This is a genomic window from Syntrophotaleaceae bacterium, assembly GCA_041390365.1.
Lineage (GTDB): Bacteria > Desulfobacterota > Desulfuromonadia > Desulfuromonadales > Syntrophotaleaceae > JAWKQB01.
On sequence record JAWKQB010000001.1, the window covers coordinates 1,286,094 to 1,308,159 of the forward strand.

Below are 22,066 nucleotides of genomic sequence, written 5' to 3' on the forward strand. Positions count from 1 at the left end.
TGCAACAAAGAGTGACCCTCACCCCTTCGGGTCGTGTCCGCATGGGATCATTTCGGCAAAACACCGGCACAAGATGGCGTAGGTCTCTTCGAGGTGCTGTGGAATGACCCGTACATCGGCAAAAACCGGCATGAAATTGGTATCTCCGGTCCAGCGCGGCACGAGGTGCATATGGAGATGATCAGCAATGCCGGCTCCGGCGATGCTCCCGAGATTGACGCCGATATTGAAGCCCTGGGGTCTGCTGCAATTGTGCAGCGCCTTTTTGGCTCTCACCAGCAGGCGATGCATTTCGAAAACCTCTTCCTCAGACAGGTCCTCGACGTCGCTGACATGCCGATAGGGTGCAATGAGCAGGTGCCCGTTGGTGTAGGGATACTTGTTCATCATGATAAAGGAAGAGCTCCCCCGACACAGGATCAGGCGTTTCTGGTCCTCGGCCTCCTTGCCGACGACACAGAAAACGCACCCGTCCTCGGTTTTCTCATCCTTGCACTGCAGATAGGTCATTCTCCAGGGAGCCCAAAGCTGCTTCATAAATGTCCACTTTCCCGAGATGGCGGTTACCAGTAAGGATCACGGCCGGGCGGCGGCTCCGGCTGCCGGAACCGGGGCATCCGACCGCCAATTTTTTCAAACGGCACTATTTAACCTTGGCCGCGACAGTCTGTCAATCGCTAACCCCGTCAGACCGAACAGTTCTTTCCTTTCGGCGGCTTAACTGCTATCATGCGCCGCGAATACTTCCGACCCCGAAAAGACAAGGAGACCCGATAATGCGTTACGTCAGCACCCGAGGCCAGATCCAAGACATATCCTTCAAAGAGGCGGTGATGATGGGCCTGGCCGATGATGGCGGACTGCTCCTGCCCGAAACGATACCTCACCTGACTCCCGGGGATGTCGCGGCTCTCGGAAAAATGTCCTATCCCGAGCTGGCCTTCCGGATCATTTCCCTTTTCACCGAAGGGATCCCCGCTTCCGACCTGCAGACTCTGATCAAAAAGTCCTATGCGCCCTTCGATCATGCAGAAATCACTCCCGTCGTTCACCAGAACGGCATCTACATTCTGGAACTGTTTCACGGTCCAACCTTGGCCTTCAAGGATGTCGCACTGCAGTTTCTCGGCAACCTTTTCGAGTATCTGCTGAAGGAACAGGGCCGGAAAATGAACATCCTCGGGGCCACTTCCGGGGATACGGGAAGCGCGGCCATCTACGGTGTCAGGGGGAAGGAGAATATCAATATTTTCATTCTTCATCCCCAAGGGAAAGTATCTCCGGTGCAGGAACTGCAGATGACCACTGTCACCGACCCCAACGTCTTCAACCTCGCCATCCGGGGAACCTTCGACGACGGACAGCGTATCGTCAAGGAAATTTTCGGCGACCTTGAATTCAAGGCAAAGATGTCGCTTGGAGCGATCAATTCCATCAACTGGGCTCGGGTTCTGGCCCAGATCGTTTACTACTTCTATGCCTGGGGCCGAGTCAATCGGGCGACTGACTGCTCCGAGGTCTACTTTTCTGTACCAACCGGCAACTTCGGCGATATCTTCGCCGGATATATGGCCAAAAGGATGGGCCTGCCGATCCGCAAACTGATTCTGGCCACCAACGAAAACGACATTTTGGAGCGTTTCGTCAACAACGGCGACTATTCGATCTCCCAAGTGGTCCAGACCCTTGCGCCCTCCATGGATATTCAGCTCGCCAGCAACTTCGAGCGGTATCTCTACTATCTCTACGACAGGAACACGGCACGCGTCCGCGAGGCCATGGCTTGCTTTGCTCAAACCGGCCGCCTGAACTTTTCCGACGCAGAGCGGCAGCAGGTGGCCCTCGATTTTATCAGCGGTTCGGCCGATCGAGCCGAAATCACCGAAACCATCCGGACCTTTCATGCGGCAACCGGCTATGTCCTGGATCCTCATACAGCCGTCGGAGTCAAGGTCGGTAGGGAAAAATCGGGGGGTGAATGCCCCCTGGTCGCCCTTGCCACCGCCCACCCTGCCAAATTCGGCGAAGCCGTAGAGGAGGCCACCGGGTCCCTGCCTCCCCTGCCCGAGGTTTTCCGGGACATCGACCGCAAGGAGCGCCGCTGCGAGGTGATCGACGCCGATACCGCTTCCGTGAGGGAGTATCTGGCGCGCCACGGAATTTGACATCGAACCCCGAGTACGCGTACTCGTACTCGGGGTTTACCAGACATTTCTCAAGCAAAAGAGTACCGTTCCTTCGGAACTGAGTACGAGTGAGAATTACGAAAAAAGGCCTCCGTGAAAGCGGAGGCCTTTTCTTTTAACCAGATGCTGAAACCGAATCAGCAGTCGAAGTAGAGATCGAATTCCTTGGGAACCGGACGCATGCGAACGGGGTTCACCTCGGCATCGGTCTTGTACTCGATCCACTTCTCGATGAGGTCTTCAGTGAAGACGTCGCCTTTGAGCAGGAAGGCGTGGTCTTCCTTCAGAGCCTTCAGAGCTTCTTCCAGAGACCCGGCGACGCTCGGGATGTCTGCCAGCTCCTCGGGAGGAAGGGCGTAGAGGTCCTTGTCCAGAGGCTCGCCCGGATCGATCTTGTTCTCGATGCCGTCGAGGCCGGCCATCAGGATGGCCGAGAAGCAGAGGTAACCGTTGCTGGAGGGGTCGGGAGTACGGTACTCGACGCGCTTCGACTTGGGATTGGAAGTGGTCGGGATACGCAGCGCGGCGGAGCGGTTGCGGCCGGAGTAGGCCAGGTTGACCGGCGCTTCGAAACCGGGCACCAGACGCTTGTAGGAGTTGGTGCTGGGGTTGGTGAAGGCGCACAGGGCCTTGGCATGTTTGATGATGCCGCCGATGAAGTAGAGGGCTTCCTTGGACAGGCCGGAGTAGCCGTTGCCGGCGAAGAGGTTCTGGCCGTCTTTCCAGATGGAGATGTGGCAGTGCATGCCGCTGCCGTTGTCGCCGTAAAGGGGCTTCGGCATGAAGGTGACGGTTTTGCCGTTGCGGAAAGCAACGTTCTTCACCACGTATTTGAACCACTGCAGGGTGTCGCCCATGCGGACCAGGGAGTCGAAACGCATGTCGATTTCGCACTGGCCGCCGGTGGCGACTTCGTGGTGGGAAGCCTCGATGCGCATGCCCACGCTCTGCAGCACCTGGACCATTTCGTTACGCAGGTCGATCAGGGAGTCGGTCGGGGCGCAGGGGAAGTAACCTTCCTTGTGGCGGGGTTTGTAGCCGAGGTTCGGGTATTCTTCACGGCCGCTGTTCCAGATCCCTTCGGTGGTGTCGACGGAGTAGAAGGACTGGTTGCAGCTCAGGGAGTAGCGGACGTCTTCGAAAATGAAGAATTCGGGCTCGGGACCGTAGTAGGCGGTATCACCGATGCCGGTAGATTTGAGATAAGCTTCGGCCTTCTGGGCGACGAAGCGGGGATCGCGGGTGTAGCCTTCCCTGGTGATGGGGTCGTAGATATTGCAGATCAGGCTCAGGGTCGGAACTTCGACAAAGGGGTCGATCATGGCGGTGGAAGGATCGGGGACGATGGCCATGTCGCTGTTGTGAATCGGCTGCCAGCCGCGAATCGAGGAGCCGTCGAAACCGAGGCCATTTTCGAAAATTTCTTCTTCGAATTCACTGATGGGAGTGGTGAAGTGCTGCCAGATGCCAATGAAATCGAGGAACTTGTAGTCGACCATCTGAACATTGTGCTCTTTTGCAAATTCGATCACTTCTCTTGGGGTCATTTTTGCTGCTCCTTTTATGAGTTTGCATTAGCAGTTTTCGAGTCGGACACCGACCGGAAACTTTTTTCTCCAACATCATCCATCGGACCTACAGTGCATCCTCTCCGGATTCGCCAGTCCGTATGCGAATGACCTCCTCAACGGAGGTGACGAAGATCTTGCCGTCACCGATCCGTCCGGTACGGGCAGCCTCAGCGATTGTTTCAATGACCTTGGCCACCATGTCATCCTTGACGATGATTTCCATTTTGATCTTGGGTATGAAATCGACGACATATTCGGCACCGCGGTAAAGCTCGGTGTGCCCCTTCTGCCGGCCGAAGCCCTTGACTTCGCTGACAGTAATACCCTGAATGCCGATTTCGTTCAAAGCTTCCTTAACCTCATCAAGCTTGAAAGGCTTGATAATGGCCTCAACTTTTTTCATCTGTTTTTTACCTCCGGAAATATTGGGCACAGTATTGTTTTGGACGAAAAGGCTGCCTGCGCGGATAATCGTCGCCTGGATCCTTTATCTAGGTGTTCGTTTGCGAGACAATGCCCTGTCCTTCAGCAATTCCCCTGCCAAAAACTCTGCCATCACAATAAAAACGGGAAGGTGGTCATTTATAAAAGGTTTTTTCGGCTCGAGGAATAATCGGAAAAGGGTTGGAAAATCACCAGAAGCCAAATTCGCCCATTTATTGGGCAACCGAAAGCCCGCTTGTCTATATTTTATTCATTCAGGTTTTCGGTTCCCCATGGCGAAGCCTTGAGTGCCATAGCCCCCTGTCGGTTGCCACAGAAAAAAGCATTGTTACATTTCCGTTACACTCAAAAAGGATTCGATCCTGGAAAACCGGGCCCATTCGTCCTCGAAATTTGGAGTAAAAAATGCCTTCCCCAAATGTTCCTCGATATCCTGCCGTGAAAAAAACCTGACCTGATCGATTTCCCCCGGTTCAGGATACACCTCTCCGTCATGTCGAACGAGATAGGTCGCGATATTTTCCGATTCGAAATCATTGCGCATCTTGTAGGCATAAAGAAAGATCGGGTCGGCCACCGAAATGCCGAGCTCCTCCCGCATTTCCCTGATGGCGCCGCAGCGGTAGCTCTCACCGGGATTGAGATGGCCCCCGACGCTGGTATCCCAGCGGCCCGGCTGCACGTCCTTGGTCATTGATCGTTTTTGCAGCAGCACCTCACCCCGCGAATTAAGGACCAGCACATGGGCGACCCGGTGGATCAAATCCGGGTTGCCGTGACAGAGCGAACGGTGCGCCTGGCCGATGATCCGATCCTGTTCGTCAACAATATCGAAAACTTCCCCCGTATTGACCATGCGGCTACTTTCTGTCGAAAAAGGGATTTTTTCCGCTTACCGAAAGGGGGATGCCGTAGGCGAGCTTCACGTCTTCACCCAACATGCCCATTTCAAGAGCAGCCTTGCCGGCCGAGTACATGATCCGGTTATCCAGTCTCAGGTCGGCGGCGCGACTGACTGCGGAACCGATGGCAATGCCCAGATCCCCGCTGTTGAAGGAGCAGACACCTCCTGCGGCAAGCAGGGAGCTGCAATCGGGAAAACCGCAAAATCCGCAATGGGGCAGCCCTAGAGGCTCGATGCGGCTGCCGATCAGCACCACGAGGTCGATCCCTTCCACGTTGCCCGCGTCCCTTTCGAAAAAGGCCACTCCATCCCGGCGGGAAATCTCCCGCATCCTGGCCGCCAGCAACTCTTTTTCTTTCCCTGTGACAACAGCCGTAACCAGCAGATCCTTCCCTCTGGCTTTGGGAGCCGTTCGGGCAGCGGCGCATATCTGTTCCGCGGCGTGGAAAAGAAAATCAGTGGTTTTCTCAGGTTCGTGCTTGAGCATCGGCCGCTCTCTTTGGCAAAACAGGTTTTGGAGTGTGAAAACCTGAACTTGAAAAGCGTTACATCGCATATTTGCAAAGCCGCGGAGCGACTATTACAACACGAATCGATCGACGGCTCCCTTATACTCCGTCTGTAAAAGGGGATCAAGTATTAATACCGATACGGGTTTTATTCAAGGCTGGAAAAGCCGGAATTCAGCTGGTTGGAGAGGAATCGACGAACCCTTGTCTGCAGGGAACCGGGAGGGACTTCGCGGAATTCGTAGGTGACCTGCACCAGTGGCTTGGAAAGCTTCAGCAGGGGAGCCAGATCCACCGGGGTGGCGGAAAGGATCAGGTCGCACTCGACTCTTTCCAGGGTCCGGCGCAGGTCTTCCCGTTGCTCGTCGCTGTAGCCCATGGCCGGAATCACCCGCGCGAGGTGCGGGTAGTTCCGATAGAGTTTCTGCAGGCTGCCGACGGCGTATGGTCTCGGATCGACGATTTCCGCCACTCCGTTTTCCCTGGCCGCGATGATCCCGGCGCCATAGGACATATCGCCATGAGTGAGGGTCGGTCCGTCTTCGATAACCACCACCCGTTTGCCGCGCAGAACTTCCCGGTCGGCAATGTGCACTTCGAGTTTCCCGTAAAGGATCCCCGCTTCCGGATTGAAGGACCGGATATTTTCCTCGACCGTTTCCAGAGCTTTCTCTTCCGCCTGATCCACCTTGCTGATAATCACGGCGTCGGCCCTGACAAGATTCACCAGTCCGGGGAAATAGGTGCGTTCATCTCCCGGCCGGAGAGGATCGGCCAGCACCAGCTCGAGGTCGGGACGGAAAAACGGAACGTCGTTGTTGCCGCCATCCCAGATCAGCAGGTCACCTTCCTGCTCCGCCAGGGGGAGGATTTCGCCGTAGTCCACTCCGGCGAACAGCGGTACCCCCAGTCGGATAAGTGGATCGAATTCCTCCCTCTCCTCCAGGGTGCATTCATACCGATCGAGATCCTCCAGAGAGGTGAATCTTTCCACCCCCCGAATACCCAGTCTTCCATAGGCCATGGGGTGACGCACAACAACAGGCCGACGGCCCTCCTCGAGCAGCAGCCGACAGAGAAAACGGGTGACCGGACTCTTGCCGCAACCCGTCCTCACCGCACCTACTGAAATAACCGGCAGAGAAGCCTGCAGCATGGTCCGCTCGCTGGAAACCAGGCGGAAATCTGCCCCCAGGGCAACCGCAGTGGAAGCAATCTCCATGATCCGCTGGTGCGAAACGTCGCTGTAGGAAAAAACAACCTCCTCGACGTGGAGCCGATGTATCAGCTGTCCGAGTTGTTGCTCCCCGAGAACCGGGATTCCATCGGGATAATATCGTCCGGCCAAAGACGGCGGGTAGAGGCGATTTTCCTGAAAAGGGATCTGAGTGGCGGTGAAGGCAACCACTTCGATGTCGTTACGATGCCGGAAGAGCACATTGAAATTGTGAAAATCACGCCCTCCGGCACCCATCACAAGGACCCGTCGGCGGCTGGTATCAGAAGGGTGGCTCACGCTTGGGTCTCCTACTCCACATCGATCTGCGCTTTCTGCAGTCGTCCACTGAAATCACGGTATATGACCTTGATCCGTGAATAGAAATCGAGAGCCCCCATGCGACCACCGGCTTCCGGATGTCCGGACCCCGAGTGTTTGAAGCCGCCGAAAGGAAGCTGGATTTCCGCACCGATCGTGCTGGCGTTTATATAAACGAGACCGGACTCGATATCGCTTTCGGCCCTTGCCGCAAGCTGAGCATTGGAGGTGTAGATGGCGGCGGAAAGACCGAATCGGGTCTGATTGACGATTTCGACCCCCTCCTCATAGGAGGAACACCGCATGACGGCGACCACCGGACCGAAGATCTCCTCCTGGGCGATCCGCATGTTGGGCAGTACACCGCTGAAAACGGTCGGTTCCATGAAATAGCCATCGACCAGGGGTCCATTGACGGCGCGCCGGCCACCGCAGTTCAATGTCGCCCCTTCCTCCTGACCGCTGCGGATGTAATCCAGCACCTTATTCACCGCTTTTTCGTTGATCAGCGGGCCCACGTCCGTTTCCTTTTTCAGGCCGTCGCCGAGTTTCAGATTTTGGGCCGCCGCCACCAGACGATCGAGGAAGCTGTCGTAGATTTTGTTGTGAACCACCACGCGGCTGGCGGCCGTGCATCGCTGACCGGCGGTACCGAATGCACCCCACAAAACGCCGGGAATGGCCAGGTCGAGGTCGCCGTCATCCATGATGAGAATCGCATTCTTGCCGCCCATTTCCACTGCAATCGGGCGGTGCAGGGCCGTCACCCTGCTTTCGAGTTCTTCCCCCACCGGGCAGGACCCCGTAAAGGAGACGCCGTTGACGCCGGGGTGCAGGGCCAGATAGTTGCCGACATCCTCCCCCCTCCCCATGACCAGGTTCAAGACACCGTTCGGCAGTCCGGACTCCTCGAGGATTTCAACCAGGCGGGTCGCACAGAAGGGTGTATCGGAAGAAGGTTTGAAGACCGCGGTATTGCCGCAGATCAGAGCGGCGAAAATTTTCCAGACCGGAATCGCGACAGGGAAATTCCAGGGGGTGATAAGAGCAAAAACACCGTGGGGTACGCGAACCGACTTGGCATCCTTGTCGACCAGTTCGCTGGGCACGGTTTCACCGACAAGTCGTCTTCCCTCCCCGGCCATGTAATACGCCATGTCGACGGCTTCCTGGATGTCACCCAGCCCCTCCGGGAGCACCTTTCCCATCTCCCGGGTCACCGTCTTGCCCAACTCGGCCTTGTGCCGAAGAAGTAACTCCCCTGCCCGAAACAGAATTTCTCCCCTGCGGGGGGCGGGCATCCTGCGCCAGGCCGGATAGGCCTTTTGCGCAGCGCTCACGGCCCGGTCCACATCCTCTCTGCCTGAGAGCGGATATCGGGCGATGACTTCCTTGAATTTTGCCGGATTGATGCTTTCCGTATAATTGCCGGTCGCAGGGGGAATCCACTGACCGTCGATGTAATTGCATATCTTTGCCATGATCGCCTCCTTTAATAATCAGCATAGCAAACTGGCAAGTTATGGCAAACTCGGGTCCTCTGGGGACTTCTCTGCGAGCAGACAGCGGTATTTCCAGGAAAGAAAAGACCCCGGATTTGCTAAAATCTATGGGACCCGCCCCAGATGTGCCCGATTGCTTTAAATTTTACAAGGTATTATAGTCGATTTTCGTCCGAACCGATCAAAACAGGAAGATTCCCAGGAAAACGGAACTATAACCCAAACAAAGGTATGGCCCCTGGAAGAAGGCGAATACCGGAATTTTTGGTTCTGCGGATCTGACAACTCGGGGCAAACCGTAACAGCGCCTTGAACTGCTCAAGGAGAGGCAAAGGCTTCATCACCGTTTGAATACGGCCCCGGTTTTTCCCGCGTTGAATGGTTTTTGTCACCGGGACGCGTTGGTTCCAGCGCCAAGCCGCCTCAGAGATGTAAAGAGGCAGATGGCCCTGCTCATCCAGTGGTAAACGCCCTGCTTGGCTCGTTCCAAGAGAGCATTGTACGACTCGGCGGTGTTGTTGTGTACGAGACCACGAGCAAATTCTTTCTGACCATGGCTGACGGTATCATGGGCCGCAAAATCCCCGTCCGATGATGCGATACGCATGGAGTTCATCGCTCATCAGATGGGCCTGGTCGCTGACAACTCTCTGGATGAGGGGTTGCAGCACAGAGACACTGTCACCGGCAACAGGTGTGGCCCGCACCGGCCCTCGTGACGTTGTACCGCAACAGCAATACAGCTCTTGGGGTTCCACGGCCGCGCTTATGTTTGACGCCTGACCGATAACGGGGTTTGCCACCCAAGTATTTTCATCCAACTCGACAATGCCCTGCAATTTAGGCAGAGCAGCTCGATGGACGGCCATGACCGTACGCAACGCGTGCAGCATCTTCCAGGCGGATTTCTGGGATATCCCCAGCCACTTGGCAATAAATACCGATGAGGCCCCTTTGCTGGAGAAGATCAAAGAATACATCGCCTGCAACCACAGCCATAAGCTCAGCTTGGTCCCGTGGAAAGGCGTTTGGTCGTGACCGTAAACTGCTTGCCGCATTCGGCACATTCGTAAAGACCTGCCCGGGTTTTGGGGCTGGAGCTTCCAGGCTTGATCCCCATGGCAATGGGGGCAAATAGGTCCGTCAGGCCAGATCACGGATTCAAAGAATGCCCGGCAACTTTCTTCATCCGGGAACTGACGCCGTAACTCTTCAACATTCATATCCCTTCCTCCCTTGTTGGAAGAAAGGGTAACATCAGCATGCGACAGAATATGTCACAACCTTTTTTTGGGTTATAGAGCCGCAGGAAAAAGTATGGCACAATAGGCGCGCTGAAAGGGAGCCGGGAGCGGGCTGAAACCGGAACGCCCATGGAGGCTCATGAACTGATCTGTTTCATTCAAACTGGAGGTTCGAAATGACGAGATCCCGGTTTTTTTCATTCCAGACCGCCTTGGCAGGTCTGCTCCTGGTCCCTTTCTTCCTTTCCCCGGTCAAAGCCGCGGAGGGGGAACATCTGACAGTCGATATCAACATCGGCGGCTCGGAACTGGTTGAGATCAGGGAACCGGGCCGCAGCATGAAGATTCTGGTTTCCAACGAGGAGATCATCGGGGCGCGTCCTCTCCGATCCAACCTGATCAACATATTCAGCACCGGCAAAAAGACCGGTTATTCAAGGATCACGGTTTTCGATGAGTCCCGGGGCAGGGCCCTGACCATTATCGACGTCAATGTCTCGCTCAATATCATGCCGCTGAAGCAGAAAATTCATCAGCTCTATCCCAACGAGAAAGTCGAGGTCTATTCATCGGAAAGCGGCATTGTCCTGTCAGGCACGGTTTCCGGCCCCGAAGTCATGGACCGGATATTGCGGCTGGCAAGAACATTTCTGCCGCCCGGTGTCGGGGGAATGAACTCTCATTCGCCTGGCGGAAAATCTGGGGACGGAATCACCAATCTCATGAACGTGGGCGGCATCCAGCAGGTGCTGCTCGAGGTCAAATTCGCCGAAGTCAACCGCACCTCCAGCCGGAACTGGCAGGCGGCTCTCGGCCTTACCGGGCTGGGCAGCACCTTCACCGGAGCGGCCGGCACCCAACCGTTGCCCACCAATCCCGATGCAACCGGTCTCCGGCAGCGGATTACAACCGTAACAGAGGGTGGTACCGTCGTATCGGAGCTGGTACCGGTTGCCGGCCTGGTCCAGGAGGCCGGATCGCTTCTGCTCAATTTTGCCGGGAATCCGGCCAACATTTTCCTCAATATCGAGGATTTTACGGCTGCGCTCCATTTCCTTGAAGACGAAGGTTTGGCCAGGATCCTCGCGGAGCCGAAATTGATCACCCAGAGCGGCCAGGAAGCCAGCTTTCTGGCCGGTGGTGAGTTCCCCATCCCGGTTCCCCAGGACAACAACACAGTCACCATCGCCTACAAGGAATTCGGCGTGGGACTCCGATTCACGCCGGTTGTCCTGAGCGATGGCAAAATCAGTCTGCGTGTCGCTCCCAGCGTCAGCGACATCGCCTCGAGCAGCATCATTCCCTCAGGCATTGTCGGTGCGGAATTCGTCGTCCCCAATCTGACTTCCCGCAAGCTGGAAACCACGGTTCAGCTGTATGACGGCCAGACCCTGGCCCTGGCCGGGCTTCTGCAGGACTCGCTGCGGGAAACGGTGAGCAAGGTGCCGGGGCTCGGGGACCTGCCGATCATAGGGGCGCTCTTCCGCAGCAGTGCCTACCTGCAGGAAAAAACCGACCTTCTCATCGCCGTCACTCCTCACCTGGTAATGGCCAACAAAGAAGATACCATTCGCTTTCCCGGAGAGAATCTGAATCCTCCCAACCGGTTCGAATTTTACCTTGAAGGGCGACTTGAAGGGAGGCGGGCTCCGGGAGAACCCTCGGCACTCAGCCGCCACAGTTTCAATCCGACCATTTCTCCCGGCCTTCCCCAGGGCGGCCTCGAGGGTGTCTTCGGTCAGGAATCCATCTTCATGGAATGAAAAACGGAGAGGAGCATGATTATGAAAAGCATGGTTTTTTTGCTTACGGCTTCGATGTTTCTGGCCGGCTGCGCCTCCATGGAGGAGGCCTACTATACAGACAATGAATTCGGTATGAACAGCCAGAAAACCTGGGATATGCAGGTGGCCTATCCGGACTATCGCTATGCCTACGATCAGGAGGGCAACCCGAAAAACCCGCAGGGGCTGAACGGCATTTCCGTTGAAAATTTCCTGAAGACTTATCACGGCCCGCCAGTCGAAGCCGAAGCGGACATTTCGGACATTTATGTCACTGAATAAACATCGACCCAACTGGACATGCTCAAGGCAAGCACGCTGGAAAGTTGGATGCCCGATTTTATTGTAGATTGCCGGAAATGGGTTTAAGATGTTGCAGTTTCGTTATAGTCTGCAAGGTTCCGCGCTGCTCACCTGCCTGAAAGGAGAGATTGTGAGCTTTCGAATGTTTTCTGGAATAATCTGCCGGCTCGCCTGGTTAACGCTGTTCCTGGCAATTGCTGCCGGCTGCAGTAAAAGTGTCAGAACCGGGACCGGACAGACCCTTGAAACTCCTATACCGGAGGACAGCTCCACGAAGGAATCCAAGATAACCAGCCTTTCCCAGGATGAACTCCTCGAGAGGGGAAATTTCTACCTGAAGAACGACAACCTGCGTCTGGCCGGTCTCCATTTCTCGGTGGCCCTCGACCGGGATCCGGATTCGGCCATGGCCCTCGCCGGCCTCGGTGTCATCCGTTACCGGGAGAACCAGATCCCTGAAGCTACCCGCCTGTTTCAGACAGCGATTGCCAGAAAACCGGAAAATGCAACAGCCATGCTCTACCTGGGCAAAATCGCCAGGGATGAAGCCGACCTGACCAACTCCCTGAAGTGGCTGGAAAAAGCCGTCAAATTTGCTCCGGACAACCCGGAAATTTTGACCGAACTGGCCATTACCAACGATACGATCGGCCAGGAAAGGCTTCTCTCCGCCGAACCCCTTTACCGCAAAGTGGTGAATCTTCTACCCCATCTCGCCGCCCCCTACAACAATCTCGGGTTCAACCTGCTGCTCCAGGGTCGATACCCGGAAGCCATCGAAACCTTTTCCAAGGCCCTGACCCTGCAACCCGAAAATTCCCGCACCAAAAACAACCTCGCCACCGCTTTTCTGCTGATCGATCAGCCGGACAAGGCGCTGGCTCTGTTTGAAAACACGGTGGGCAAGGCCGCGGCCTACAACAATCTCGGCTATATATTGATGACCCAGGGAAACTGGGACCAGGCTGAAGCCGCTTTCAGGAAAGCCCTCAACCTCAACCCCACCTTTTATGTGAAGGCGCAGCAGAATCTGGAGCGCCTCAAGGCTCTGCGAACCGGGTCAGGAAAATAGAGTAAGCTAAAAAGGCCTTTCCCGTTGGGGAAAGGCCTTCTGGTTTTGTTTTACTCAAGGGATTTTTAAGGGATTATTTGATTTCAACCAACCCCGGTTCATTGCGGGGAATACCGATCCCCAGACAAACTTTGGTCAAGCAGTCGGTTTCCAGGCGCGCGCCGTATTCATCGCGAAACTGCCGGAATTTCTGGCAGTCGATCATCTCTTCGTTGGGCAACAGAAACACCGGGTATCCATGGGACGTGGCGCAATAAGCTTCGTTGCATTCCAGCTCTGTCACCTGCTCCAGATCCAGTTTTTTGGCGGTTTCGGCATCCGGAAAAATAAGTCTCGCCTTCATCGTTCTCTCCAATCCTGATGGCACTTTCAAAAATTCGCCAGCTACACCGCTTCAATTGCTCTCGTCACTGCGGCGTACCGCAGTACACCTCATTCCTTAACAATTGCGCGTGTTCATTGGGCCCTTTCTGCAGCCATTCACTCGATTTGCTTTCTTGAAAAAGTATCAATTTTGCCATCGACTTCTGGTTTTCAATCCAGCTTGATGTGGTCTCCAGGGTTTTTCAGATCCTTGAGCTCCGGATAGAGTTCCTCGAGATTGCGCAGGAACTTCTCCTTGTTCTTGAATGCGGCCTTGATCTCATGGTGCCAGACGATCTCCACGGCATGACCGCAATGGGTACAGGCATCGATCGCCTTGTCACCTATGGGAGTGGCCTGGTAAACAGTGTAATAACCGCATCCAGGGCACTTCTGGCGATGCAGGATAGGGTCGACTTTTTTTTCTATTCGCATTTCAATCAGCCTTTCGCGTTCAAAGCTTTACATGATCCCCACGCTCACGCAGACGGGCAAGAACGGGAAAGTGGCGCTCCAGGGCTCTGATATCCCGTTCACCATCCCTGATCAGGGTTTGGGAGGTATCATCCCAGGGGATATCTTCCTGGTCATTGCAGTGGGTGCAGGTTTTTTTTGCCCTGTCGTCAGACACTTTCAATTCGAAAACGGTCCAGTGATCGCAGGCTCCGCATTTGTTTCGAAACAGCATCTCCTTTGCCTCCTCTTCGGTAATACCGTGTCTCCCGATTCGTTTCCCATAATCTATAATCCAGAGCAATATAATCCGCCGACGGCGAAGGGTCAATAGCTGCCGATAGAAATTCGTGATCGGTCTCTGAATCGGTATCGGAGTCGAAACAATCTTTCGATATTGAGCCCCCGGAACCGGAAAAAATTGAAAAAAAGCCTGCCCGATTCCTTCGGGCAGGCTTTTTCTAAAACCTGACGGCTGCCAGTTTCACTCGGCGGTGGTGGGGCTGATCACGGTTTTGACTTCTGCAATGCTGTTGGCTGGAAATCCCCCTTTTTCCGCGTGTTCACGAACCATTTCGGCATTGGGGGCAATGTAGACGCAGTAAACTTTATCGGCTGTAACAAAGCTTTCCACCCACTGAATTTTCGGCCCCATATCCTGCAGGATGCCGCATGATTTCTGCGAAATAGCTTTGAGATCGTCCGATGTCAGATTGCCGGCCCCTGGGATTTCCCGTTCAATCACGAATTTCGGCATTTCAATACCCCTTTCTGATTGCGTTGATGGAGAAACGTGGAGTAGTAAAAACTATATGTTACAAAATTACTCAGAGAAGAAAATAAATCAAGCAGTCTTGTATTAAAAATTTCCTTTCAACGGACCCGGGAGCAGCTTTCTTGTGGCCCGTTTCAGAAATCCATTTCAAACCAGCCGTCAAACAGCGGAAAGTAGAGGGCTGTCCGGATCGGGTTCCGGGGTTCCAGGCCCTCCAGCAGTTTCCGATAGGCGGAGAGCTGCCCCCGGTATCTCTCCCCCTCCCTGGCGAGAAAAGCCTGCTCCGACTGATTTCCTTTCGGTTCGCTGGTCTTGTAATCGATGATCCAGCGGACGCCGTCGGAATCGATGAAGGTGCGATCGAGGATACCGTGCACGATCCGCCCGTCCAGAATTCCCGAAAGGGCCAGTTCGCACTCCGCCTCCCGGTGGGAATCGAGGATCCAGCGGGCCCTGGCGCTTGTCAGCATCCGTTCCAGAACCCGCAGAGTTTTGCCAAGGGCCTTCTCAAGACGATGGCCGTGGAGCCCGGACTGCATCAGTTGATGGCGGATGTCGGGTTCTGCGGCAAGACGGCGCTCCTCAGACCAGGCCTTCAGTCCATCCCTGGAGATCCTTTCCAGCAGTGAATGACAGACATTGCCGATATGTCGATCATCCTCGGCGTCGAGGGCCAGGGAAAATGCCTCAGTGGTCCTGCCGAGAGAAGAAGGCCGCAGAACAGTTTCCGGGGCGGAGAAATCATCGGCTGACGGCAGGGACGGGCATTTCCATTCGGCCGGCAACCGGCGGATGCTTCGGGAGAAATTGGTCTGCCCCGCTTCCGGTTCCACCTCCTCGCAGGAAGCGGCAGCATAGGCCGGAGCCGCCACCGGCCAAAGTTTTTCCAGCAAAGAACCGGGCTCGCCCTCCGCATTCCCGTCCCGAACCCTGGCGTGGCCCAGTAGGTGCAGACGCTTCCGGGCACGGGTGGCGGCAACATAGAGAATTCTGCAAACTTCCAGGTCCTCCTTCTCCTTGTCCAGCCGGCCGATGGCATCATAGACGGGATCACGGCTCTGGCCATCGAGGGGAGCAATGGGTCCGAGAAGCAGTTCTCCACTCGGGAGTTCCAGCCAGCGCAACAGAGGCGATTCTCCGCGCCTGGGTTTGCGCCCGAGACCGGGTAGAATCACGGTGTCAAACTCCAGCCCCTTGGCCTTGTGGATGGTCATCAGCTGCAGGGATTCTCCCGAACCCGGGTCGGGAGAAGCGTAAAGGTCTGCGAGTTTTTGGGCAAAGGACTCGAAGGGAAGCAGATCGCCGCCTTGGTCGAGATCTTCGAGCATTTGCAGAATAACGGCCGCATCCTGCAGCTCCCCTGGATTGACGCAGGCGGGACCGCCCAGGGCCAGCCAGGCCCCCTCGACAAGCTGCCGCAGAGGCACCCTGCCCCGTTTGACAGCGGTTCTGTTCAGGACATCGAGAACCTTTTCCGCACGTTTGCGGGCTGCGGAGGACAAAGCTGCGATCCGCTTGAGGTCCCGCAGCAGTTCGGGTACGGTTTTATCGGCCTCCTCTCCCACCAGGGCGTCCAGCTCGGCAAGGGTCAGGCCACACCAGGGTGCCCGCAGGACAGCCAGATGGGCCACCCGGTCACCGGCATGGAGCAGGGCCCGGGTCAGGACGAGGAGATCCCTTGCCACGGGACGATCGATCAGAGGATCGATCTCCTGGGCCAGATAGTTGAGACCGGCTTGGCGCAGGGCCCGGGCGATCTCCAAAAGATGTCCACGGGCCCGGACCAGGATGGCGATTTTTCCTGCCGGGTCTTCCGTCATGGCCTGTTTGACGATGGCCACCACCCGTTCCGCTTCCTCGCGGTCATTTCGTTCGATAAGGGGATGGAAGGTCACCCCTGCTCCGTCCAGCGGATCCCGTACCCCCTGCGATCTGGCGTAGCGGACTGCTCCACGCATTTCGTCTTCATGGACGGGAAAAATCAGGGGGAAAGAGTCGTTCACCCAGTCGACAATCTTCTGCTGGGAGCGAAAATTGGCGGTCAGGTTCAGAGGGACCAGGGAAACCCCGCCGATGCCGAGGCGTCTGGCACGCAGATAGAGTCCGACTTCCGCTTCCCGGAACCGGTAGATTGACTGCATCGGATCGCCAACCAGAAAAAGGCTGCGTCCGTCTCCCGGCTGCCAGCCGGCGGTCAGTTTCTGCAGCAGCAGGAACTGACCCCAGGAAGTATCCTGGAATTCGTCCACCAGAATGTGCCGGATCCGGCTGTCCAGATACAGCATCAGATCGGTAGGCCGGTCGTCGCCGCCGAGGGCGCGATGCGCCGCCTGGGCGATCTCGACGAAATCGGTCTGACCCCGTTCCTGAAAAACGAGCCACAGCTCCGCAACTGCCCGGGGCAACAGACGAACCAGATCCTGCAGGGTATCCCATTGGCTTTCATCATAGACGAGGGGGGGCAACTGGCGGACGGCCACCAGGGCGGCGAGAAGCTGACGGTCGTCACGCAGTTCGTCGAGAATGTCCCCCATAAACTGCTTCATTGCCACTGCGGAAGGGTCTTTGCCTGGCGGAAAACCGCAGTTTCTGTCCAGTCTTTTGCGGAACTCGTTGCCGGAAGTCAGCAGCAGCTCGCACAGTCCGAGCCACTGGTTCAGATGCCGGGGATCTGGCTCGGGAAAGCCGGTCATGCCCGCCAGCCGGGCCAGCGAACCTTGTTCTTCCCGGTCGGACAGATTCCCGCCGGCATAAAGGGCCGCTTTCAACAGCCTTGGACGAAGGTCGGACTGCAGCAGATCATGGAGTCGCGTCAGGGCTTGCCGGGCCATCGCTTCGAGCCCCTCTTCCAGCAGAGACCGCTGCCGTTCTTCCCTGGCTGCCAGATGGCGCAGCCACTGGTCTCGGCGGGCCAGCATGGAGACCAGGAGATCCCGGAAGCGTTCGGCGCGGTTGTCGAGATGAAACAGCAGCCTCATTCCCGCGCTGCCCTCGAAACCGCCCTTTTCCGCCAGGGTCAGCACCCTTTCCGCAGCCAACCGGTAGAGTGCCCCGGGATCGTCGCTGACCGCCGCCTGGGCTCCGAATCGTGAAAGCCAGGGCATCCGGCGAACCAGGTTGGCGCAGAAGCTGTCGATGGTCTGCACTCTGAGCCGTGCCGGGTGCTCCAGCAGCCTCCAGCCGCGCTTTTCGCCGTTGTCCAGGGCAGCCTTCGCCAGCCGCCAGGAAGTCTTTTCATGGTCGGATTCGGGTTCCTTGCCGTGGGCGTTCAGCAGGGCGCGGAACAGGCGTTCCCGCATCTCGCCCGCCGCTTTACGGGTGAAGGTGATGGCAAGGACTTCCTCCGGCTGTTCCGCAGTGCCCAAAAGGGCAAGGATACGCTGAATGAGCAGCTCGGTTTTGCCGCTTCCGGCCGGCGCCTGGACAATGAAGGACCTTGCGGGGTCGAGGGCCTGGCGGCGGGCGCCGGCGTCTTCCATATCATGCTCGGCCCGGGGAATGTCCCCATGAGTGAATTCGGTCAGATCGATTTTCATATTCCTATCCGTCGCCTTCGTCAAACCCCTCGCCGACCCTGCAAAGCGGATGCAGATCGCATCGATCACAGGCCCTCTCCCGGTCTATCGGGTCGACAGCCGCTTTTGCAGCCGCAAAATCATCGCTCAGGCGCAGCAGCTTCTCCCTCCACCCGGTCAGCAGTGTTTTCCAATCGTCGACCCCTGCGGACTGCACGACGCGATGCTCCTGCAGGGCAGGAATCCCGGGCAGCAACCCGCCCTCGCGGGCCACTCCAATGAAGGCACAGCCGGCTCCCCGGACCCGGGCGAAGGATACGGCGGCCAGGCTCTTTTCCTGTTCATCGAGTCCGTAGAGCGGCAATTGGGGCTCGACCGGCCGCTCTCCGAGCCAGTCCTGAATGCCCGGCCAGCCTGTCTTGTAATCGATGATGATCCGGGAACCATCCTCAATACGGTCGATACGATCCAGCCGCGTCTGAATGGACAACTGCCCGAGTTCGACCCGGTGCCAGGATTCCAGGCATTCGACCCGGAAATCGCTCCGGTTCTTTTCGACCTCCAGCCATTCCCTCAGCAGGCATGCCAGACGCCGGGCTTCGTTGTCCTTCAAGCCGGAAGGCAGCGGCACCTGTCGCTCCCGTTGCAACTTGTCGATGGCCTCGCCGACACACTCTTCGATCCGCCCGACCAAAGCCTGTTCCGAAAGTTCCAGCAGACTGCGCAGGTCTATGGTCCTCCTCCAGAACAGTTCCAGGGCATTGTGCACCAGGGACCCGCGATCGAGCCCGTCGAGCCCCAGAGCAGGCTCGGCAAGTCCTTCGGCATGCAGACGGTAACGGGCAAAGGCCCGGAAAGGACACAGGGCCTGATCTTTGAGAATGCCGGTCCCACCGGGCACCTTTTTTCCGGGGACCAGGGGAGAGCCGATTTCATCCTTTAAAGTTTCGGGAATGGGGGCGTCGTTCCGGATAAGAACAGCCGGTTGCCGACTGTCGGACAGGGATAGGGATATTTCTGCAAGATGACTGAAAAGCGGGCTGACCTGCAGGCACTGGTCATCATTCTGCCGCGGATAGCTGAGAATCACCTCGGAAGCGGATTTCACCAGACGGACAGCAACAATTTCGGCGAATCTCAGTTCCCTTGCAGCATCGGCCCGCGGCATGCCGCAGCGCTTCTGCAGGGCGAGTGGCAGAAAGGGGTTGGGGTGGGGCGATGGCGGAAAGGCCTCGGCGTGCATTCCCAGCACCCACAGATGGTCGAATTCGAGGCCGGCAGCCTCCAGGGTTCCCATGACCTGTATCCGCCCTTCCGACCCTTCAGGCTGGAAAAGTTTTTCCGCAGCCATCCGCCGCAAAAGGGCCAGTGCCTTCCCGCGATCCATCGGGGGAGCGATGCAGTCGAGACTGGCCATGGTTTCCAGCAAATCCCTGAAAGAGCTGCATACCTGGTATTCCCTGCTGTCCAGGGTACGGTCGCCCGGCCAGCGCAGGGCTTCGAGCAGTCCAGCAAAACAGTTCGCCCAATTTCCGGGCGATCTGCGGGCCTTCTCTTCCAGTCCGAGGGCCACAGTCTCAAGAAACTGGGCAAAAATATCGCATCGCCCTGCGCCTTTTTTGAAGCCATCGCGTGACAGCTCGATCAAACTGTCCAGCGGTATTTCCCGCATCCGCAGGCGCCGCAACTCCGAGTCGAACATGCCCCGTCGGTGCTGTTCCACCAGATGACCCCATACGTAGGGCGACCGGAGCAGAAAACCGATCTGATCGAGGGCCACGGTCGAGTTCAGACAAAGGATTGCGAAGGCCGCGACCACCGGCCCTTCCGCACCCAGGGGACTGCCGAGAGAAAGGTTGAAACCCTTGTCGTCCTCCTCCCCCGGCAACAGCGAGGAGGGAGCTAATTCCTCACGGAAAATTCGCTCGATCAGATTTCTGTAGGAGCCAAGTTCGACAGCAACCACGCCGATGCGATCTTCCCCTTCCGCAAGCCGGCCGCGAATCCAGCGGGCACAGCGGCGCACTTCCTCCTCCGCATTCTGGCATGCAGTCAGGCCGATCCTGTCGGGCTGCCGCCCCGGAGGCTCCCATTTGCAGACACAACTTCCCCTTTTCTCCAACTCGGCCAGGATCCCGGCAACCGCCGGTGTCATATCGTCGAAACCCGCCAGAATGATTTTTTGCGGCAGCTCGACTGCTGTACAGAGCAGCTTATCCCGAACCAGTTCGGCAGTCCGCGACGGGTCCTCCCACCCTCCCGACCGGCAGGCCGTCTGCCATTTTTCCCGCCAACGCAGGAAGGTGCGTTGATCCTCCCCGCCATCATCTTTGCGGAAGGCGGTATCGTATTGCAGCAGCAGGGAGTGGGCCTTGGCCGCCTGGCGGGCAGCTTCCTCCATACGCATCAGGGCCTCTCCGCTTTCCCTGATATCTTCCTCAATGATCCTCTCCCACAAAAACCGGACCTGCTCCGGATTGAGCATGCGGTCGCAGAGACCGAACCGGCCTGCGTTACGGAACATCCATTGATCAAAGGTCAGGATGGCCGGCGTTCGCCAGGCCGCCCGGCCGAGGTTCGCCATCCTGCTGTCTATCTGGCTGCGCAGAGACCGTGCCAGACGATCGTTGACGGTCAGTACGAGCGCGCCTTCGATGGCGGCGGAAAGAATATCCCCAGCAAAAATTTTCACGATTATCTGTCCATTTCCGGTTGTTTCCGTTTTTCCCGCCACCGACTCACTAGGAAAAAACCGCACAGGACCGCCCCGGCTCCCACTGCATTGGCCACCGCGTCACCCAGCTGACCGGTACGAACTTGGGTCAGGGTCATCTGGGCCACTTCCATAAGTATTCCATAGGCAATCGCCAGCATCGCTCCCCCTCGCCATGCACGCAGGTCATCCCCGAGGATCGGCTGCAGAGCCCATCCTCCCGTAAGAGCCAGAACAGCATAGGCCAGGGCGTGCTGAGCTTTGTCCCAGGAAAGAACCCCTGCAGACGGCAGATAGGGATGAGCAGAAAGGGACAGCCAGAGGATGCCCAGGGCCACAAGAAAGAAAAGTGTCAGGCGGAACAGGGGCAACGGTCGGCGGCGCATGACATCTCCTCGAAATAACAACCCACCAAGTCATGAATCGAAGGGTAAAGGCGGTGAAGTCCTTACGCTTTACGGCTCTTGATCCCTTGCAACTGGAAACTTTTATGCTTCATTGAAATCAGACATTCTCAAAAGGAGGTAAAACAATGACACGACTCTATCACATCCGTCCCCTCTTTTCCCTTCTTCTCTTCACCCTGCTTGCCTTTCCAGGCCAGGTTCAGGCCGATAAGATGCGCGGCGGCGCACAGGGTGGAAGCGTGGGAATGGACATGGCCCAGCTCAGTCCTGAAGAACAACAGGTGGTCCGCGATCTGATGCAGAAATACCATGGACAGATGGTGGACATGCACAAAAAAATCTTCGCCAAACGGGCGGAACTGAATGCCGCCATGGCCCAGGAGGAATTCAATGCCGGCAATGCCCGCTCCCTGGTCAAGGATATTGCCAAGATGCAGAGCGACCTGACCCAGATGAAGCTCAACATGTTCATCGAAATGCGGGAAAAGGGCGTCTCCTACTATGGAACCTGCATGGTCGGCGGCGGGATGGGTCCCTGCCTGATGGGAGACGGCAGGGGCTCCGGCGGGATGGGCCGGGGAATGATGCCGGACGGCGATATGATGGGATACGGCATGGGCTCTCCCGCACAGGAGTAAAACAACCTTCCGTTCTATCGAAATCGTGATCGGACCGGCATTATTCGATACCAACCCAGACATCTTTTCCCAGCGGTTCGCCGATTCAACGGCGGACCGTTTTTTTAATCTTGTTCCACCCTGCCCTGGCGCCCCGGTCTCATGAT

The 22,066-nt window shown here is 56.9% G+C and carries 21 protein-coding genes; 5 read left to right on the forward strand and 16 right to left on the reverse strand.

What is annotated here, in order from left to right; translation table 11 throughout:
- Window positions 1-18 precede the first annotated feature (18 nt).
- Window positions 19-537, reverse strand: a complete 519-nt coding sequence (locus R2940_05995; GenBank protein ID MEZ4599322.1) for an HIT domain-containing protein — start codon at window positions 535-537, stop codon at window positions 19-21.
- Window positions 538-776: 239 nt separating this feature from the next.
- On the opposite strand from R2940_05995, the gene thrC reads away from it, so the two are divergent.
- Complete coding sequence (gene thrC / locus R2940_06000) at window positions 777-2,165, forward strand: threonine synthase (GenBank protein ID MEZ4599323.1); 1,389 nt, start codon at window positions 777-779, stop codon at window positions 2,163-2,165.
- A gap of 158 nt (window positions 2,166-2,323) precedes the next feature.
- Here the strand turns inward: thrC and glnA are convergent, their stop codons facing one another.
- From glnA to R2940_06040, 8 genes are all read right to left on the reverse strand, one after another.
- A complete protein-coding gene (gene glnA, locus R2940_06005; protein ID MEZ4599324.1) occupies window positions 2,324-3,733 on the reverse strand; it encodes a type I glutamate--ammonia ligase in 1,410 nt (469 codons plus the stop codon).
- Window positions 3,734-3,821: 88 nt separating this feature from the next.
- Window positions 3,822-4,160 (reverse strand): P-II family nitrogen regulator, encoded by a 339-nt coding sequence (locus tag R2940_06010; protein ID MEZ4599325.1) that lies wholly within the window; start codon window positions 4,158-4,160, stop codon window positions 3,822-3,824.
- Between the two features lie 369 nt (window positions 4,161-4,529).
- Window positions 4,530-5,057, reverse strand: a complete 528-nt coding sequence (locus R2940_06015; GenBank protein MEZ4599326.1) for an NUDIX domain-containing protein — start codon at window positions 5,055-5,057, stop codon at window positions 4,530-4,532.
- A gap of 4 nt (window positions 5,058-5,061) precedes the next feature.
- Window positions 5,062-5,592, reverse strand: coding sequence for a DUF2148 domain-containing protein (locus R2940_06020; GenBank protein ID MEZ4599327.1), 531 nt, complete (start codon window positions 5,590-5,592; stop codon window positions 5,062-5,064).
- Between the two features lie 170 nt (window positions 5,593-5,762).
- Window positions 5,763-7,130, reverse strand: coding sequence for a GTPase (locus R2940_06025; protein ID MEZ4599328.1), 1,368 nt, complete (start codon window positions 7,128-7,130; stop codon window positions 5,763-5,765).
- 11 nt (window positions 7,131-7,141) lie between these two features.
- Complete coding sequence (locus tag R2940_06030) at window positions 7,142-8,632, reverse strand: aldehyde dehydrogenase family protein (GenBank protein ID MEZ4599329.1); 1,491 nt, start codon at window positions 8,630-8,632, stop codon at window positions 7,142-7,144.
- Window positions 8,633-9,041: 409 nt separating this feature from the next.
- On the reverse strand, window positions 9,042-9,269 hold the full coding sequence (locus tag R2940_06035) for a transposase (protein ID MEZ4599330.1): 228 nt from the start codon (window positions 9,267-9,269) through the stop codon (window positions 9,042-9,044).
- The gene (locus tag R2940_06040) at window positions 9,220-9,876 is read right to left on the reverse strand and encodes an IS1595 family transposase (GenBank protein MEZ4599331.1); all 657 of its coding nucleotides are present in this window, start codon (window positions 9,874-9,876) and stop codon (window positions 9,220-9,222) included. Before R2940_06040 ends, R2940_06035 begins: the two co-directional genes overlap by 50 nt.
- Before the next feature lie 197 nt (window positions 9,877-10,073).
- Between R2940_06040 and R2940_06045 the strand changes: the two genes are divergently transcribed.
- The 3 genes from R2940_06045 to R2940_06055 all read left to right on the forward strand — a co-directional run bounded on the left by R2940_06045 (window position 10,074) and on the right by R2940_06055 (window position 13,056).
- A complete protein-coding gene (locus tag R2940_06045) occupies window positions 10,074-11,660 on the forward strand; it encodes a type II and III secretion system protein family protein (protein ID MEZ4599332.1) in 1,587 nt (528 codons plus the stop codon).
- 21 nt (window positions 11,661-11,681) lie between these two features.
- Window positions 11,682-11,963, forward strand: a complete 282-nt coding sequence (locus R2940_06050; protein ID MEZ4599333.1) for a hypothetical protein — start codon at window positions 11,682-11,684, stop codon at window positions 11,961-11,963.
- A 151-nt stretch (window positions 11,964-12,114) separates the two neighbouring features.
- Window positions 12,115-13,056, forward strand: coding sequence for a tetratricopeptide repeat protein (locus R2940_06055; GenBank protein MEZ4599334.1), 942 nt, complete (start codon window positions 12,115-12,117; stop codon window positions 13,054-13,056).
- A gap of 73 nt (window positions 13,057-13,129) precedes the next feature.
- Here the strand turns inward: R2940_06055 and R2940_06060 are convergent, their stop codons facing one another.
- The 7 genes from R2940_06060 to R2940_06090 form a co-directional block, all read right to left on the reverse strand.
- Window positions 13,130-13,399 (reverse strand): hypothetical protein, encoded by a 270-nt coding sequence (locus R2940_06060; protein ID MEZ4599335.1) that lies wholly within the window; start codon window positions 13,397-13,399, stop codon window positions 13,130-13,132.
- A gap of 191 nt (window positions 13,400-13,590) precedes the next feature.
- Window positions 13,591-13,854, reverse strand: a complete 264-nt coding sequence (locus R2940_06065) for a hypothetical protein (protein ID MEZ4599336.1) — start codon at window positions 13,852-13,854, stop codon at window positions 13,591-13,593.
- A 19-nt stretch (window positions 13,855-13,873) separates the two neighbouring features.
- Entirely contained in the window at window positions 13,874-14,107 is a 234-nt protein-coding gene (locus R2940_06070) for a hypothetical protein (GenBank protein MEZ4599337.1), read from the reverse strand.
- 249 nt (window positions 14,108-14,356) lie between these two features.
- On the reverse strand, window positions 14,357-14,629 hold the full coding sequence (locus tag R2940_06075) for a DUF4242 domain-containing protein (protein ID MEZ4599338.1): 273 nt from the start codon (window positions 14,627-14,629) through the stop codon (window positions 14,357-14,359).
- A gap of 152 nt (window positions 14,630-14,781) precedes the next feature.
- On the reverse strand, window positions 14,782-18,183 hold the full coding sequence (locus R2940_06080) for a UvrD-helicase domain-containing protein (GenBank protein ID MEZ4599339.1): 3,402 nt from the start codon (window positions 18,181-18,183) through the stop codon (window positions 14,782-14,784).
- 4 nt (window positions 18,184-18,187) lie between these two features.
- Window positions 18,188-20,854, reverse strand: coding sequence for a PD-(D/E)XK nuclease family protein (locus R2940_06085; GenBank protein ID MEZ4599340.1), 2,667 nt, complete (start codon window positions 20,852-20,854; stop codon window positions 18,188-18,190).
- A 2-nt stretch (window positions 20,855-20,856) separates the two neighbouring features.
- The gene (locus R2940_06090; GenBank protein ID MEZ4599341.1) at window positions 20,857-21,261 is read right to left on the reverse strand and encodes a VanZ family protein; all 405 of its coding nucleotides are present in this window, start codon (window positions 21,259-21,261) and stop codon (window positions 20,857-20,859) included.
- A 146-nt stretch (window positions 21,262-21,407) separates the two neighbouring features.
- Between R2940_06090 and R2940_06095 the strand changes: the two genes are divergently transcribed.
- A complete protein-coding gene (locus R2940_06095; protein MEZ4599342.1) occupies window positions 21,408-21,920 on the forward strand; it encodes a periplasmic heavy metal sensor in 513 nt (170 codons plus the stop codon).
- Window positions 21,921-22,066: the final 146 nt, after the last annotated feature.